This is a genomic window from Klebsiella planticola, assembly GCF_000783935.2.
Classification (GTDB): Bacteria; Pseudomonadota; Gammaproteobacteria; order Enterobacterales; family Enterobacteriaceae; genus Klebsiella; species Klebsiella planticola.
The window spans coordinates 1,409,870-1,425,778 of the sequence record NZ_CP026047.1 but is presented as its reverse complement, the minus strand read 5'-3'; the positions used below and the strand labels follow the sequence as shown (position 1 = coordinate 1,425,778).

The window sequence follows — 15,909 nt, the reverse complement described above, 5'->3', positions numbered from 1 at the left end:
GCAATACCCGGCGCCTGGCACGGTGTGACATTGAAATTCCCGTCACGATCCCCCATTCTAGATCTCATGCTAAAGCGCCGGAACGCGCGCTTCATTCACCCTTTTCAACAGGACTGCGCATATGACCAATCCATTATTGACGCCTTTTTCATTGCCGCCTTTTTCTGCGATCAAGCCGGAACACGTCGTCCCTGCGGTGACCAAAGCGCTGGCCGACTGTCGGGCCGCGGTAGAAAGCGTGGTCGCGCAAGGCGCGCCATACAGCTGGGAAACGCTCTGCCAGCCGCTGGCTGAAGTGGATGATGTGCTGGGACGCATCTTCTCGCCGGTCAGCCATCTGAACTCGGTCAAGAACAGCCCTGAGCTGCGTGAAGCCTATGAACAAACGCTGCCGCTGTTGTCGGAATACAGCACCTGGGTAGGTCAACATGAAGGGTTGTATCAAGCGTATCGCGATCTGCGTGACGGCGACCATTACGCCACGCTGAATACCGCGCAGAAAAAAGCGGTGGATAACGCGCTGCGCGATTTTGAACTGTCGGGGATCGGCCTGGCGAAAGAGCAGCAGAAACGCTACGGCGAAATTGCCGCACGCCTGTCTGAGCTCGGCAACCAGTACAGCAACAACGTGCTCGACGCCACCATGGGCTGGAGCAAGCTGGTGACCGACGTCGCTGAGCTGTCCGGGATGCCGGAAAGCGCGCTGGCGGCAGCCCAGGCTCAGGCTCAGGCGAAAGAGCAGGAAGGTTATCTGCTGACGTTGGATATTCCGAGCTATCTGCCGGTGATGACCTACTGCGACAACCAGGCGCTGCGTGAAGAGCTGTATCGCGCCTACTCCACCCGCGCGTCAGACCAGGGGCCGAATGCCGGCAAATGGGACAACAGCCCGGTGATGGCGGAAATTCTCGCGCTGCGCCACGAGCTGGCCCAGCTGCTGGGCTTTGACAGCTATGCCGCCAAATCGCTGTCGACCAAAATGGCGGAGAACCCGCAGCAGGTGCTCGACTTCCTGACCGACCTGGCGAAACGCGCTCGTCCGCAGGGTGAGAAAGAGCTGGCTCAGCTGCGCGCCTTCGCAAAAGCGGAGTTCGGCGTCGACGAGCTGCAGCCGTGGGATATCGCTTACTACAGTGAAAAACAGAAGCAGCATCTCTACAGCATCAGCGATGAGCAGCTGCGCCCTTACTTCCCGGAAAACAAAGCCGTTAACGGCCTGTTTGAAGTGGTGAACCGCATTTACGGGATTACCGCCAAAGAGCGCACCGATGTGGACGTCTGGCACCCGGAAGTGCGTTTCTTTGAACTGTATGATGAGAACCACGAACTGCGCGGCAGCTTCTATCTCGATCTGTATGCTCGCGAGCACAAACGCGGCGGAGCGTGGATGGACGACTGCGTCGGGCAGATGCGCAAGCTTGACGGTTCGCTGCAAAAGCCGGTTGCCTACCTGACCTGCAACTTTAACCGCCCGGTGAACGGCAAACCGGCGCTGTTTACCCATGATGAAGTGATCACGCTGTTCCACGAATTTGGTCACGGTCTGCACCATATGTTGACCCGTATCGATACCGCCGGCGTCTCCGGCATCAGCGGGGTGCCGTGGGATGCGGTCGAGCTGCCGAGCCAGTTTATGGAAAACTGGTGCTGGGAGCCGGAAGCGCTGGCGTTTATCTCCGGCCACTATGAAACCGGTGAACCGCTGCCGCAGGAGCTGCTGGAAAAAATGCTGGCGGCGAAAAACTATCAGGCCGCGTTATTCATTCTGCGTCAGCTGGAGTTCGGCCTGTTCGACTTCCGTCTGCATGCGGAGTACAAACCGGAGCAAGGGGCGAAAATCCTCGAAACGCTGGCGGAAATCAAAAAGCAGGTCGCCGTGGTGCCTGGGCCGTCCTGGGGGCGCTTCCCACATGCCTTCAGCCATATTTTTGCCGGGGGCTATGCGGCAGGCTACTACAGCTATCTGTGGGCCGATGTCCTGGCGGCGGATGCCTTCTCGCGCTTTGAAGAAGAGGGGATTTTCAATCGTGAAACCGGCCAGTCGTTCCTCGATAACATTCTGAGCCGCGGTGGTTCTGAAGAGCCGATGGTGCTGTTCAAACGCTTCCGCGGGCGCGAACCGCAGCTCGACGCGATGCTGGAGCATTACGGGATTAAGGGCTAATTTCCCGTCATTCTTCAGGCTGCCTCTTTGGCAACTGCACTCACTCACCCTGGCCGCATACTCTCTGTACGTGGCCAGGGATTGGTTCTTTTGTTGTCTTGAGGCAACGCGAATTCTTTAGGGTAAAGTGGACGTGAAAATCTGCTTAATTGATGAAACGGGCGCCGGAGACGGCGCCTTATCTGTTCTTGCCGCTCGCTGGGGCCTGACGCAGGACGATGACAATCCGATGGCGCTGGTGATGACCCGCGAACATCTGGAGCTGCGTAAGCGCGACGAGCCGAAGCTCGGCGGGATCTTCGTTGATTTCGTCGGCGGGGCGATGGCCCACCGACGTAAATTTGGCGGCGGTCGCGGCGAGGCGGTGGCGAAAGCGGTTGGCGTCAAAGGCGACTACGTGCCGGATGTGGTGGATGCGACGGCAGGGCTGGGGCGCGATGCCTTCGTGCTGGCCTCGGTGGGTTGCCGTGTGCGCATGCTGGAACGTAACCCGGTAGTGGCGGCCCTGCTTGATGATGGGCTGGCTCGCGGCTACGCCGACCCGGAAATCGGCCCGTGGCTTCGGCAGCGTTTGCAGCTGATTCACGCCTCCAGCCTGACGGCGCTGACGGACATTACGCCGCGTCCGCAGGTGGTCTATCTTGACCCGATGTTCCCGCATAAGCAGAAAAGTGCGCTGGTAAAGAAAGAGATGCGCGTGTTTCAGTCGCTGGTGGGGCCGGATCTGGATGCCGACGGCCTGCTGGAACCCGCGCGTCATCTGGCGACCAAACGGGTGGTGGTGAAACGTCCGGATTACGCCCCGCCGCTGGCGGATGTCACCACGCCGAACGCTGTGGTCACCAAAGGACACCGCTTCGATATTTACGCCGGGACGCCCGAGTAGCGTTTCACTGCTGCGGACTATCCCGGATCGCAGCCGCAAGCCTTATCCGGGATGTATGTCCAACGACCTGAAGCGCCGGACGAGTTTGTCATTGAAGTGCGAGACTGGATTGCCGCGCGGAAAGGAACACCCCAGCGGCGCCAGCCGCTGAGGTGAAACAGGTTGTTATTTGTCGCTCGACGGCGTGTTAATCATCCTGTTGAGCCACGGTACCAGCAGCGCCATCACCATGGTTACACCCAGCGTCACCAGGCCAATTTTGCTAAACACGCTGGTATAAACCGGCAGAGTTTGCAGCGGGTCGGTGATATTTTCCGGCACGGCGGTGAAAGTGGCGACGTATCCGCCCATCAGGAAGGCCGCCGCCTGAGTCAGAAACCACATTCCCAGAATAAAGCCCATCAGATGCTGTGGCACCAGCGCGGCGACCATCGCCAGCCCCAATGCGCTGATCAGCAGCTCCCCCAGACTCTGGAACAGATAAACCAGCACGATAAACCACGGCGACGTCAGCCCCTGTGCATCGGCAAACCAGATTCCCGCGGCGGCGGCGGTCAGGAAGCCCAGCGAACATAAAAACATGCCGAGGGTAAATTTCATCGGCATGGTGAGATCTTTGCCTTTGTTGCCAAGGCGGGTATAAATCGCCGCCAGCACCGGACTGGCCACCACCACCCAGAACGGGTTCAGTGCCTGGAAGCTGACCGGGTTAATGGTCATGCCGAGGATATCGTGGTGAACGTTATTGATGGCGAAGAAGTTCAGCGAGGTCGGCATCTGCGCGTACAGAATGTAGAACAGCACCGCTTCCAGCATCAGGATAAAGGCGACAAACATTTTGTTGCGCCCGGTTTTATCCAGCCTGAAGGCCTCGCGAAAGAAGAAAATAATGACGATGATAGAGAGGACAATCAGCACCAGGTTAGCGATTTTGACGTTATGCATCAGCCAGGCGCAAAGGAACACCATCGCCACCGTACCGACCAGCACGTACAGCAGGTTGCGCACAATAAGCGGCCGATGGTCCGGCTCCGACCCGATATCTTTCACCATCCCGCGGCAGGCGAAATAGACCAGCAGGGCGATAATCAGCCCCGCGCCGCACAGGTTATAGGTCACGGCATAGCCAAATTTTTCCGCGATCACCGGCGCCAGAGAGAGCGACAGCAGCGAGCCGATATTAATCGACATATAAAACAGGGTGAATGCGCCATCGAGACGAGCATCTTTGGGGGGATAGCACTTTGACAGCAGGCTGGCGGGATTGGCTTTAAATAGCCCGTTCCCGACGGCAATCGTCCCGAGGGCGATAAAAATCAGGTCCGGTTTAAGCAGCGACAGCCCGGTCATGAAGTAGCCCAGCGCCAGCACCACGGCTCCAAGAACCAGCGTGCGTTTGGTGCCGAGCAGGTGGTCGCCAACATAGCCGCCGATGGAGATCAGCCCGTAAACCAGCGCGGCAAAGGCGCCAAAGGTAATAAACGCTTGTTCCTGAGAAAATCCAAGTTGTTTAACAAAAAAGACCGCCAGGATCCCCTGAACGCCGTAATAACCAAATCGCTCCCATAATTCCACAAAAAAAATCATGAAGAACGGACGAGGTTGCTGCAACAGCCCCGTAGGTGCAGTAGTTTTCATATTCCTTCGCCTTGTAGTGCAATCCCAAAAAAGTATGAACGCGTATGCCAGAACGCGCTGAAAAAGTATGGTGAAGCGCAATGATGCGGCTATTGGCTTTGACGGTAGATTATTATATAGATTATTTTTCTAATAACTGGTTGATCACACTAATCAATAATAAATACTCGGTTTGATATCCTGGTAGTAAAGGTGGGTAAGTAATATTTGAATCAGCCAATGGAGGCAGGCAAGGGGCGCGGGCAAATATGCCCTTCGTGAAAAACAACAACGCCCGCAAAGGCGGGCGCTGGCATTCTGATGGTTAACCGCGCGAACGGTTATTCGTCTTCTTCATCGCGCAGCGGCACAATCAGCATATCGACGTGAACGGTGTTGATGAGCTGACGTGCGGAAGACATCAGCTTGCTCCAGAAATCCTGATGGTGACCGCAGACCACCAGGTCCATATCGTATTTTTTAATCGCATCAACCAGCACCTGGCCGAGATCGCCGCTGCCGCTCAGGGTTTCGGTAATGGGGTAACCCGCATTGGTGGACAGCTCGCTCAGCGCGTGGTGCGTCTCTTCGGAAATACGTTTCTGCATATCGCCCAGATTGACATCGATCAGACCGGTGTACAGGTCGGAGTAATTAACATCCACGTGAATCAGAGAGACTTTGGCATTATAAGGACGCGCCATAGAAACGGCTTTCTCCACCAGAACTTTGCTTTCCGGGGAGAGGTCTACTGCAATAAGAATATGTTTGTAAGCCATAGTGTTACTCCTTCCATAAGTTGTCGATGACCATTGGACCAGACAGCTGGTGCTGCCGCTTCGCCCGCGTCCTGCGTGCTAATCCGCGGGGGTTCAGCCCTTTAAGGACTTAATTGTAGAAGATATTTCTACCTTATAGCGCCCCTCGCGCTCCGTCAATGCACCTGGTTCACCAAAAGTTAAACAAATATATTCATCTTACGTATTGATAACGATTAACCTTGTGGTAAAAAAATTGACTGATCTCCTACACTATTTAATGAGCCGATCGGATAAATAAACGTGATCGGAATCGCACTCTCGTATTGTATGTTGGGTTGGGTATTGGGAAGCGCTAGCTCCGGAGATGTCTCCGAGGGCGGGTCGCCGGGGAGGACGTATGATCAGCACTATTGCGCTGTTTTGGGCCCTGTGTATCGTTTGTGTGGTGAATATGGCACGCTACTTCTCATCATTGCGTGCATTATTGGTTGTGCTACGTGGTTGCGATCCCTTGCTTTATCAATATGTTGATGGCGGAGGCTTTTTTACTTCGCATGGGCAGCCGGGCAAACAGGTGCGCCTGGTGTGGTATATCTATGCCCAACGTTATCGCGATCATCACGATGAGGAGTTTATTCGTCGCTGCGAGCGGGTACGGCGGCAGTTTATTCTGACTAGCGCCCTGTGCGGTCTGGTGGTGGTGAGTCTGATCGCGTTACTGATCTGGCACTAGCCGGATGTCAGGTAAAAAAACGGGCCAGTTTCCTGACCCGTTTATGTTTGCTCGCTCAGCGCTAATAACCGGACTTAGATAAGCTTGAGGGCTATCCAGTACAGTCCGCCTGACAACAGAATCGCTGCCGGCAAGGTCAGCACCCACGCCATCAGAATACTGGTGACGGTCTTTCTCTGCAGGCCGCCGCCATCGACGAGCATCGTCCCCGCTACGGAGGAGGAGAGCACGTGGGTGGTGGAAACCGGCATACCGGTGTAACTCGCCAGACCAATCGAAACCGCAGCGGTCATCTGGGCTGACATACCTTGCGCGTAGGTCATACCTTTCTTACCGATCTTCTCGCCGATAGTGGTCGCCACGCGACGCCAGCCGATCATGGTGCCGATACCCAGCGCCAGCGCCACGGCCATAATGATCCAGATTGGCGCGTACTCGATGGTGCTCAGCATATCGGTTTTCAGTTTCTTCAGCAGGCGCTGATCGTCAGCATTCACTTCCGGCAACTTCGCGACTTTATCGGTCGTGTCGGAAATGCACAGCATGATGCGACGCAGCTGACTACGCTGATCAATGGAGAGCGAGTCATAGCTTTCAATACCGGTCAGCGCCGTCTTCACGCGATTCAGTGCGTTGATGGTATTCGCCGGATGGCAATGGAACTCGCCGCCGCTGGCGGCCGTCCCGGCCTCCGGAGACGGAATCAGCTGATCAACGCCGGTGGCCTTTTTCAACAGCTCAGGGCGCTGTTCGAAGAAGGTTTCCACGTTGTTCACCGCATCGCGGGTCCGGGTTATCTCATAGCCGGAGGCATTCATGTTAACCACGAAACCTGCCGGCGCCACGCCGATCAGCACCAGCATGACCAGACCAATGCCTTTCTGGCCGTCGTTCGCACCGTGTGAGAACGATACGCCAATGGCGGACAGAATCAGAGCAATACGGGTCCAGAATGGCGGCTTTTTCTTACCGTCTTTCTTTTCACGTTCTGCAGGCGTCAGGTGAATACGGGCACGTTTTTTGGTACCGCTCCAGTAACGACGCAAAATGAAAATCAGGCCGCCAGCAACCACCAGACCGACAATCGGTGAGATGATAAGTGAGCCAAAAATACCGATGACTTTCGGGATATTCAACGCATCGACCACGGACGTGCCGGTCATCAGCGCATTGGTTAAACCAATACCGATGATAGCGCCGATCAACGTGTGCGAACTGGAGGCCGGGAGGCCAAAATACCAGGTACCGAGGTTCCAGATAATCGCTGCCAGCAGCATAGAAAACACCATGGCGAGGCCATGTGCGGAACCCATGTTAAGCAGCAGGTCGGTCGGCAGCATATGCACGATGGCATAAGCGACGCTGAGACCACCCAACAGAACGCCGAAGAAGTTGAAGAGGGCCGCCATCGCAACAGCAAGTTGTGACCGCATTGCGCGTGTGTAAATCACAGTAGCAACAGCGTTTGCGGTATCATGAAAACCGTTAATCGCTTCGTAAAACAGCACGAAAGCTAAAGCAAGCAATAGTAATAGCCCGGTATGTAAATCCAGACCGGCAAATAAATGTAGCATAGGACGTTACGCCATTTTGAGGACATGAACGCGGCGCATTATCAGTGACTTTAGCGGCGCGGGCAAAGTGAAATATAGACTTTTTTTGATTTTCTTCCTGTCTGGATTTTACCTGCTTGAGAGTAATCCTATATCTTTCAATGATGTACATGAATACATCGATTTTCGTGCTGGTGCGACCAGCGTGAAAAATTTACAATTCCCGACAATCGGGATATGAGGAAAGTTGCGTGGAAAGGTTTGATGCCATTGTAATTGGCGCCGGAGCGGCGGGAATGTTTTGTGCAGCGCAGGCGGGCCAGGCGGGGCTGCGCGTGCTGTTGCTGGATAATGGCAAAAAGCCAGGCCGTAAAATCCTGATGTCCGGCGGCGGCCGCTGCAACTTTACCAATATGTATATTGAGCCGGCAGCGTATCTCAGCCTGAACCCGCATTTTTGCAAATCTGCGCTGGCGCGTTATAGCCAATGGGATTTTATCGAACTGGTGGGCAAACACGGAATTGCCTGGCATGAGAAGACCCTCGGCCAGCTGTTTTGTGATGATTCTGCTGAGCAAATCGTCAACCTGCTGCTGGCGGAATGTGAAAAGGGCGGCGTGCAAATTCGCCTGCGTAGCGAAATTATCAGCGTCGAACGCGATGATGAAGGCTACAGACTGCAACTTAATGGCGACGAGGTGGCGGCGAAAAAACTGGTGGTCGCCTCCGGCGGCCTGTCGATGCCCGGGCTGGGGGCGTCGCCGTTTGGCTATAAACTTGCCGAGCAGTTTGGTCTCAAGGTGCTGCCGACCCGTGCGGGCCTGGTGCCCTTTACGCTGCATAAACCGCTGCTTGAGCAGTTGCAGGTGCTCTCGGGCGTTTCGGTGCCATCAACCATTACCGCACAGGACGGCACGCTGTTCCGCGAGAATCTGCTGTTTACCCACCGCGGGCTCTCCGGGCCGGCGGTGCTGCAGATTTCCAGCTACTGGCAGCCGGGCGAGTTTGTCACCATCAACCTGCTGCCTGATTGCCATCTTGATCAGTTCCTTAACGAGCAGCGTAGCGAACATCCGAATCAAAGCCTGAAAAACACCCTCGCCATGCAGCTGCCGAAGCGGCTGGTGGAGTGCCTGCAGCAGCTGGGACAAATTCCGGACGTCACGCTAAAACAGCTCAATGTGCGCGAGCAGGAAATGCTGGTGGAGACGCTGACCGCCTGGCGCGTGCAGCCCAACGGCACCGAGGGTTATCGCACGGCGGAAGTGACCCTCGGCGGCGTCGATACGCACGAACTGTCGTCGCGGACCATGGAAGCTCGCAAGGTGCCGGGGCTCTATTTTATCGGTGAAGTGATGGATGTGACCGGCTGGCTGGGGGGGTACAACTTCCAGTGGGCATGGTCTTCCGCCTGGGCCTGCGCCCAGGCGCTGGTCGAAGCGTAAGACAGGGGCAGCCTCCTGTTACGGGAAGCTGCCCCCGGTTTATCAGCTCAGACCAAGAAAGTGCTGGGCGATTTTGAAGTAGATAATCAGCCCGGTGCCATCAATCAGCGTGGCGATAAACGGCGCGGAGACGACCGCCGGGTCGATGCCCACGCGCTTAAGCGTCAGAGGGATCACTGACGATACCACCGCGCTCCACAGCGTAATACATACCAGCGTCAGGCTGACAATCAGGGTGATCTCCATGCCAATGCCCATCATCCAGGCGCGCAGGCAGCCCGCCAGACCGAGAGTGATGGCAATCAGCAGCGACGTCGTCATCTCTTTACGAATCACCCGGCCCATATCGCGCAGGCGGACTTCCCCGAGCGCCATGGAACGGACCAGCGTGGAGGTGATCTGCGTACCGCTGTTACCGCCGGTACCGATCAGCAGCGGAATAAAGAAGGCCAGCGCAATGGCCGATTCCAGCGCCTCTTCAAAATGTTGAATGACGCTGCTGGTGTAGGCTTCCGCGACGAACAGCAGCAATAACCACACCGAACGTTTTTTCCACAGCGTCCACGGGCTGATCTCCAGATAGGGCTTATCCAGCGGGAGCGTTGCGCCCTGGCGATGCACATCTTCGGTGACGTCGTCTTCCAGCAGATGGGCAATCTCTTTCTCCATCAGGCAGCCGACCAGTTCGCCTTTTTCAACCACCGGCACCAGGTCGAGTCCGCGCTCGCTCAGTTCGGCGACCACCTCCTGACGCTCATCATCGGGCTTCACGCGAAACAGGCAGCTGTCCATCAGATAGCGAATGGATTGCGCCGTATCGCTCTCCTGAAGCAGCTTTTTAATCGATAAACTGCCGCGCAGCTTCTTTCCGGCCACCACAAAGACCTGGCCTGGAATATCATCGCTGGTGAGCTGCGAGACAAAGAGCTCCCGCGCTTCATAGACGCTGAGGTGCTCGGGCAGAGTGATAAAATCGGTACGCATGTACTGGGCGATCGCATCGCCGTCGAAGGCGGAAGTGGCCAGATGCGCGGCGCAGTGTTGCATTGAAGACATGGTGTAATTCCCTATAAAAAATCACTCATAGGGGCGAACAAGACAGGATGAGCACAGGCAGATCCCTACGTCCTGGTTTTAGCACTGCACAACGTATCTGTCCGGCATGAACGCCGTCAGAAGTTACCTTGGCAACACCTTGATTCGATGGATGCCTGTATTTCCCTGAGTGGTCTCTCTCGATACCAGCAGGGCGGTAACTTGTATTTGTGCAGGAGCCTCGCCATAACGAGATCGTTAAATGAGCGGCCATTATAGGCAGGTAGAAAAGTGGTGAAAGCATATAATTTACGTGGTTTATCAACTGTTGATAAACCACGTTAAATTGGTCGGTTTTCAGGGCGATACGTCGAATTGCGTTTCCGCCATCATCGGCGGGTCAGTCGTGCGGACCCTCGTCTTGCGCGGTTAAGCAGTGCAGATGCCCGTGACGTACGCCGCGCTGGGCAATCACCTCATCGGCAAAATGCCGCACCTCGCCCATTTCACCTTTAAGGACGGCAATCTCCAGACAGTCGTCATGGCTGATATGTACATGCAGCGTCGCAACGGACAGGTCATGATGGTGATGCTGCGTGGCGATCAGTCGGCTTGCCAGCTCGCGCTTTTCATGTTCATAGACATAGGAAAGCACCGCGTAACCGCGCTGTTCGGGCCGCTGCGCATGCTCATGCATCAACGAATTGCGCAAGATATCGCGCACCGCCTCCGAACGGTTGTGATAGCCGCGCTGGGCGCTCAGCGCGTCCAGGGTCGCCAGAAGATCGTCATCAAGAGTCAGGGTTACGCGCTGCATGGTCGTTTCTCTATGGCAAGGGAAGGTGGAAAAGCAGGGAGGACCGCCCGTTGAAGTGTCCGTCCTGCCATTGACTGAAGGCGCAGCGGCGTGTTGACCGCCGTGGTCTCAAGAATCTGCCCGCTTTCCATCACCATCACCCGCTGGCAAAAGCGCTCTACCAGCCGCAGATCGTGGGTGATAAACAGGCAGGCGGTAGAAAACTGTACCTGCAGACGCTTCAGCAGCGCAACGATCTCCGCCTGCAAAACGAGGTCAAGATTCGAGACGGCCTCATCGAGGATCAGTAAGGGGGGACGCACAACCAGCGCCCGCGCCAGGCAGACCCGCTGCAGCTGCCCGCCGCTGAGCTGGTGCGGGCGTTTGTCGAGCAGGTGTGGAGAAAGGTCCACCGCCTGCATCATCGCGTCGACCCGCGCCTGGCGCTCATCGCGCGCGAAGCGAAACAGATGGCGCAGCGGCTCGCTGATGATCTCATTCACCGTTTTTCGCGGGTTCACCGCGCTTTGAGCATCCTGGAAAACCAGCTGGATATCACGACGAAACGCCCGTTGCGCGTCGCCTTTTAGCGTATGAATCGGCGTCCCGCGCCAGGTTATCTCGCCGTGATCCGGTGTCTCAAGGCCGACCAGCATCCGCGCCAGAGTGCTTTTACCGCAGCCGCTGCGTCCAAGCAGCGCCACCGTTTCACCCGCCTGGACGCTCAGGCTGACGTCGCGCAGCACGCCCGGATGGTGCGGGTAATCGTGGCTGACGTCGGTAACATTCAGTAGGTTCATCCTGCAAACTCCATTCCGTACAGCGCCAGGTGCGCCGCCAGCAGCCGTTGACTCACCGGATGCCGGGGAGCGCTGAACAGGGTATTGACGTCGCAATGCTCGACGATGCGCCCGCGGTCCATCACCGCGACCTCGTGCGCCAGCCGCGCCACCACGCCCATGTCGTGAGTCACCAGCAGCAGTCCCTGGCCGCGGCTGGAGACAATCTCTTCCAGCAGATCCAGAATGCGCCCCTGCGCCACGGCATCGAGGTCGGTGGTGGGTTCATCGGCGAAGATAAAGGGGGCTTTACTCAGCAGGGCGAGAGCGATCATCATTCGCTGCAACATCCCGCCGCTCATCTCGAAGGGATAGCGTTTCAGCAGCTGAGACGGGTTTTCCAGACCGACGGCGGTCATGGCGGCAATAAGCGCCGCATCATCCGCAGGCTGGCCGGTGGCGCGGCAGGTTTCCCGCGCGTGAGTCGCCATCGTATACAGCGGATTAAAGGCGCTGCGCGGATTCTGCATAATGGTGGCAATGGTACCGCCCCGTAGCTGTTCGCCGTGCACCGGAATGCCGTCCAGCAGCAGACGCCCGGCGGTTTGCCGGACGCCGGGTGGCAGAACGCCAAGCGCGGCGGCACAGGTCAGCGATTTTCCGCAACCGCTGCTGCCCAGCAGGGCCAGCACCTGCCCGCGACGCAGGGTCAGCGACAGCTCCGTCACCAGCGGGCGGCCGGCGCACAGGGTAAAGTGTTCTAACTGGATCTTTTGCGGCATCAGTGGCTGTGCTCCGCGATCAGGTGAGGATCGAGACGATCGCGCAGCGCGTCGCCCACCAGGTTAAAGGCCATCACGCTGATAAACAGTGCCAGGCCGGGCCACAGCATCTGTAGCGGCTGGGTCCAGATAAACTGCCGCGCATCGTTAATCATCACCCCCCATTCCGCCGTGGGTGCGCTGACGCCAAGGCCGAGGAACGACATCCCGGCGACGTGCAGCATCATATGACCGATATCGAGGGTAGCGAGGACCAGCAGCGACGGCACCACCGCGCCGGCCAGGTGATCGAGGAAAAGCCGCCAGCGATTTGCGCCGCTCAGCCGCGCGGCGAGAATAAACTCGCGCTGGCGCAGGGACACCACCAGGCTACGAACCATGCGCGCGTACCATGCCCAGTGCGACAGGGCGATGGCGATAATCACGTTGCTCAACCCGGTCCCCAGCGCGCCGACCATAAAGAACGACAGAATGGAGGTAGGAAAGGTCATAAACATATCGGCCACCCGCATGGTGAGCTGATCGACGCGCCCGCCCATCAGGCCGGCACAGCCGCCAATGAGGAGCCCCAGCGCCAGAACCAGCAGTAAACAGGCCATCACCGCCCCCAGCGACACCCGGGTCGCCGCCAGCAGACGGGAGAAAATATCGCGGCCAAGATGGTCGGTTCCCAGCCAGTGCTGGCCGTCTGGCGACAGCAGACGGGAAGGTAAATCAATGGCCTGCGGATCATACGGTAGCCACCACTGGCTGGTGAGCGCCACCAGCGTCAGCAGGACGATGATGACCAGCGCCGCGCGCACCGAACCGCGCGCTGAGAAGAAAAAGCTCATGAGTGCGCTCCTTCATGACGACGAATGCGCGGGTCCAGCGCGGCATTTACCAGATCGACCGCCAGATTACACAGGGCGAATACCACCACCATGATAAGCGTAAAGCATTGAATCACCGGATAATCACGGTTAAAAATGGCCGAAACGGCATAGCGCCCGATGCCCGGCCAGGCAAAGATATTTTCGATGATCATCGTCCCGCCGATCAGTTCGCCAATGTGCATTCCCACGGCGGTAATCATCGGTAGCGAGGCGTTGCGCAGAATGTGGCGACGTTCGATTTGCCTGGCATTCAGGCCGCGCAGGCGTGCCCAGGTGACATGGCGCTGTCCGGCGACTTCCAGCATGCTGGCGCGCAGGAGGCGGGCGTTAATCGCCAGCGACATAAACGCAATCGACACGGCCGGCAGGATGATATGCTGCCAGCCGCCGTAGCCCAGAGCCGGCAGCCACTGTAAATAGACCGAGAAGAAGAGCACCAGTAAAAAGGCGAGCCAGAAGTTTGGCATCGACACGCCGAGAAAGGCGATGATCCGCACGATGAAATCCGGCAAATTCTCGCGGTGACGCGCGGCCCAGATGCCCAGCGGTACCGAGGTCAGCAGGATCAGCACCAGCGCCGCGCCCGCCAGCTGCAGCGTGGCGGGCAGGAAGCGCAGCACATCGTCAAGCACCGGGCGCTGGGTGGCAAATGATACGCCAAAATCGAGATGCAGCGCCCGCCACAGCCAGCGGCCGTACTGGACGACGAGCGGTTGATCCAACCCGAGCATCGCCCGCGTAGAGGCCACCATATCCGGCGTGGGCGGCAGGTTTGAAAGCCGCAGATAGTCGAGCGCCGGGTCACCGGTGCCGAGGCGCAGCATCAGGAAGATAATCACCGAGGCGGCAAAAATCATCGGAATCAGCAGCAGAATGCGGCGCAGCAGATAACGTTGCATCAGGGATTCACCGGCTGGATCTGTTCGAACGGAATTTCAGCGGTAACCGGTGCGTAAGGAATCGCTCCCAGCTCGGGTTTCGCCACCACCATCATTGAGATATAGCTGACGGGCAGATAGACCGCGTCGTTGTGCAGACGAGTCAGAATATCGCGATACAGCGCCTGACGTTGCGCATCGTTGCTGGTGGTCAGAACCTGCCCAATCTCTTTATCAATCAGTGGCTTGTCCGCTAGCCCTTGCTGCGCCTGGTAATCAGCGTGCGAGGGGACGCGCATTGAGCTCATAAAAGCATGCGGGTCATACGGCGCGCCCCAGGTACGGTTAAAGATCATGCCAAAGCGGCCGTCGCGCTGGCGGGCGTAAATGCTGCTCTCCTCTTCACCGACCAGCGCCACATCCACCCCGACCTGGCGCATATCCGCCTGGATTATCTCCGCCATCGACTTACTCAGGGCATCGGTACCGATAAACGACAGTTCTATGTGCAGCGGCTGGCCGTTCTTCTCGCGAATCGCTTTGCCCGCGGGCCGGATCCAACCGGCGTTTTCCAGTAGGGCGTTGGCCTGCTGCGGGTCGTAGTGGCGCGGTTTCAGACCAATGTTGGCGTACGGTACGGAAGGGGCGAAAAGCGTGTCGGCCACCTGCTGCGTACCGTACAGCGCATTGTCGATCAGCGATTTTTTGTTCACCGCATAATTCAGCGCTTCACGCACCGCCAGTTCATTGGTGGGGGCTCTGGCGGAGTTAAGCGCCAGCATCACCGTTTCCACAGGTTGAGAGAGCTGGGTACGCCAGGCCGGGTTATGGCTGAAACGGGCGAAGGTATCCAGCGGCAGCAGGCCCTCGTTACCGTAAAGCAGATCGATATCGCCGGTTTCAAAGGCCACGGCGCGGGTCATCGGATCCGGAATCACTTTCACGGTCACCTGGCGGATCGCCGGTTTGTCACCCCAGTAGCGGTCGTTACGTACCAGCACATCATACTGGTTGAGTTTCGAAGTTTTCAGTACCCAGGGGCCGGTACCGATGGGCGCTTTGATACCGTGTTGCGTTCCCCCTTCCACAAACTGCGAAGGGGCGATAAAACGGAACGGGCGCGGCAGAGCCAGCTCCTGCAAGAAAGGGTAGTAGGCGCTTTTGAGCGTAATCTGCAGCTGCGTATCGCCGAGCGCCCGCACGTCGGTAATCTGATTGGTGAGTTCCAGCCAGGCATGGCGCTGCCGGTTAGCCAGCACCGCCTGGAAGTTGGCGACCGCAGCCTGCGCATTGAACGGCTCGCCGTTAGAAAACTGCACGTCGTTACGCAGGGTAAAGATCCACACTTTCCCGTCCGCAGAGTGGCTCCAGCGGGTGGCCAGCCACGGCTTTACCGCACCATCCGCCTGGTACTTAACCAGCGGCTCATACACCATGCTTTGGGCAAACATTTGGTTGGGGGTATACAGATGCGGATTCAGCGGACCCACGTTCACCGGCCAGGCGGTGGTGATGTCGTAGGAAGCGGCGGCGGTCAACAGAGGTGCGCAGGCGAGGAGCGCCAGCAGCGTGGTGCGGAAAATAGACAAGGTCTTTATCTCAACA

At 57.5% G+C, this 15,909-nt stretch carries 14 protein-coding genes and 1 riboswitch; of the genes, 4 read left to right on the top strand and 10 right to left on the bottom strand.

Annotated features, from left to right (window positions below):
• The first annotated feature begins 121 nt into the window (after window positions 1-121).
• Complete coding sequence (prlC, locus tag MC50_RS06980) at window positions 122-2,164, top strand: oligopeptidase A (RefSeq protein ID WP_032690366.1); 2,043 nt, start codon at window positions 122-124, stop codon at window positions 2,162-2,164.
• Between the two features lie 133 nt (window positions 2,165-2,297).
• Window positions 2,298-3,050, top strand: coding sequence for a 16S rRNA (guanine(1516)-N(2))-methyltransferase RsmJ (gene rsmJ / locus MC50_RS06975; protein WP_032697075.1), 753 nt, complete (start codon window positions 2,298-2,300; stop codon window positions 3,048-3,050).
• 165 nt (window positions 3,051-3,215) lie between these two features.
• On the opposite strand, the gene dtpB is transcribed toward rsmJ, so the two are convergent.
• On the bottom strand, window positions 3,216-4,688 hold the full coding sequence (dtpB, locus tag MC50_RS06970; RefSeq protein ID WP_032696947.1) for a dipeptide/tripeptide permease DtpB: 1,473 nt from the start codon (window positions 4,686-4,688) through the stop codon (window positions 3,216-3,218).
• A 320-nt stretch (window positions 4,689-5,008) separates the two neighbouring features.
• The gene (gene uspA / locus MC50_RS06965; protein WP_004126268.1) at window positions 5,009-5,446 is read right to left on the bottom strand and encodes a universal stress protein UspA; all 438 of its coding nucleotides are present in this window, start codon (window positions 5,444-5,446) and stop codon (window positions 5,009-5,011) included.
• Window positions 5,447-5,825: 379 nt separating this feature from the next.
• On the opposite strand from uspA, the gene uspB reads away from it, so the two are divergent.
• On the top strand, window positions 5,826-6,161 hold the full coding sequence (gene uspB / locus MC50_RS06960) for a universal stress protein UspB (RefSeq protein WP_032696946.1): 336 nt from the start codon (window positions 5,826-5,828) through the stop codon (window positions 6,159-6,161).
• Between the two features lie 74 nt (window positions 6,162-6,235).
• Here the strand turns inward: uspB and pitA are convergent, their stop codons facing one another.
• Window positions 6,236-7,735, bottom strand: coding sequence for an inorganic phosphate transporter PitA (gene pitA, locus MC50_RS06955; protein ID WP_032696945.1), 1,500 nt, complete (start codon window positions 7,733-7,735; stop codon window positions 6,236-6,238).
• 230 nt (window positions 7,736-7,965) lie between these two features.
• Between pitA and MC50_RS06950 the strand changes: the two genes are divergently transcribed.
• A complete protein-coding gene (locus MC50_RS06950) occupies window positions 7,966-9,159 on the top strand; it encodes a BaiN/RdsA family NAD(P)/FAD-dependent oxidoreductase (protein ID WP_046853366.1) in 1,194 nt (397 codons plus the stop codon).
• A 42-nt stretch (window positions 9,160-9,201) separates the two neighbouring features.
• Here the strand turns inward: MC50_RS06950 and MC50_RS06945 are convergent, their stop codons facing one another.
• The 7 genes from MC50_RS06945 to nikA all read right to left on the bottom strand — a co-directional run bounded on the left by MC50_RS06945 (window position 9,202) and on the right by nikA (window position 15,893).
• Window positions 9,202-10,215, bottom strand: a complete 1,014-nt coding sequence (locus MC50_RS06945; RefSeq protein WP_032690372.1) for a magnesium transporter — start codon at window positions 10,213-10,215, stop codon at window positions 9,202-9,204.
• Window positions 10,216-10,271: 56 nt separating this feature from the next.
• A riboswitch (M-box (ykoK) riboswitch) is annotated at window positions 10,272-10,455 on the bottom strand.
• A gap of 139 nt (window positions 10,456-10,594) precedes the next feature.
• Window positions 10,595-11,011 (bottom strand): nickel-responsive transcriptional regulator NikR, encoded by a 417-nt coding sequence (nikR, locus tag MC50_RS06940; protein ID WP_032690373.1) that lies wholly within the window; start codon window positions 11,009-11,011, stop codon window positions 10,595-10,597.
• On the bottom strand, window positions 10,999-11,790 hold the full coding sequence (gene nikE / locus MC50_RS06935; RefSeq protein ID WP_047663556.1) for a nickel import ATP-binding protein NikE: 792 nt from the start codon (window positions 11,788-11,790) through the stop codon (window positions 10,999-11,001). The genes nikR and nikE overlap by 13 nt, the downstream gene beginning before the upstream one ends.
• The gene (gene nikD, locus MC50_RS06930; protein ID WP_047663555.1) at window positions 11,787-12,551 is read right to left on the bottom strand and encodes a nickel import ATP-binding protein NikD; all 765 of its coding nucleotides are present in this window, start codon (window positions 12,549-12,551) and stop codon (window positions 11,787-11,789) included. Before nikD ends, nikE begins: the two co-directional genes overlap by 4 nt.
• Window positions 12,551-13,384 (bottom strand): nickel ABC transporter permease subunit NikC, encoded by an 834-nt coding sequence (nikC, locus tag MC50_RS06925; protein WP_049267941.1) that lies wholly within the window; start codon window positions 13,382-13,384, stop codon window positions 12,551-12,553. Before nikC ends, nikD begins: the two co-directional genes overlap by 1 nt.
• Window positions 13,381-14,325: a nickel ABC transporter permease subunit NikB gene (gene nikB, locus MC50_RS06920; protein WP_046853369.1), complete on the bottom strand. Its 945-nt coding sequence runs from the start codon at window positions 14,323-14,325 to the stop codon at window positions 13,381-13,383. The genes nikC and nikB overlap by 4 nt, the downstream gene beginning before the upstream one ends.
• Window positions 14,325-15,893: a nickel ABC transporter substrate-binding protein gene (nikA, locus tag MC50_RS06915; protein WP_047663554.1), complete on the bottom strand. Its 1,569-nt coding sequence runs from the start codon at window positions 15,891-15,893 to the stop codon at window positions 14,325-14,327. The genes nikB and nikA overlap by 1 nt, the downstream gene beginning before the upstream one ends.
• Window positions 15,894-15,909: the final 16 nt, after the last annotated feature.

Coding starts and splice junctions, on each gene's coding strand:
- MC50_RS06945 (WP_032690372.1), bottom strand. CDS start 10,215: ATGTCTTCAATGCAACACTGCGCCGCGCATCTGGCCACTTCCGCCTTC.
- nikC (WP_049267941.1), bottom strand. CDS start 13,384: ATGAGCTTTTTCTTCTCAGCGCGCGGTTCGGTGCGCGCGGCGCTGGTC.
- uspA (WP_004126268.1), bottom strand. CDS start 5,446: ATGGCTTACAAACATATTCTTATTGCAGTAGACCTCTCCCCGGAAAGC.
- prlC (WP_032690366.1), top strand. CDS start 122: ATGACCAATCCATTATTGACGCCTTTTTCATTGCCGCCTTTTTCTGCG.
- pitA (WP_032696945.1), bottom strand. CDS start 7,735: ATGCTACATTTATTTGCCGGTCTGGATTTACATACCGGGCTATTACTA.
- nikD (WP_047663555.1), bottom strand. CDS start 12,551: ATGCCGCAAAAGATCCAGTTAGAACACTTTACCCTGTGCGCCGGCCGC.
- nikB (WP_046853369.1), bottom strand. CDS start 14,325: ATGCAACGTTATCTGCTGCGCCGCATTCTGCTGCTGATTCCGATGATT.
- nikR (WP_032690373.1), bottom strand. CDS start 11,011: ATGCAGCGCGTAACCCTGACTCTTGATGACGATCTTCTGGCGACCCTG.
- nikE (WP_047663556.1), bottom strand. CDS start 11,790: ATGAACCTACTGAATGTTACCGACGTCAGCCACGATTACCCGCACCAT.
- dtpB (WP_032696947.1), bottom strand. CDS start 4,688: ATGAAAACTACTGCACCTACGGGGCTGTTGCAGCAACCTCGTCCGTTC.
- uspB (WP_032696946.1), top strand. CDS start 5,826: ATGATCAGCACTATTGCGCTGTTTTGGGCCCTGTGTATCGTTTGTGTG.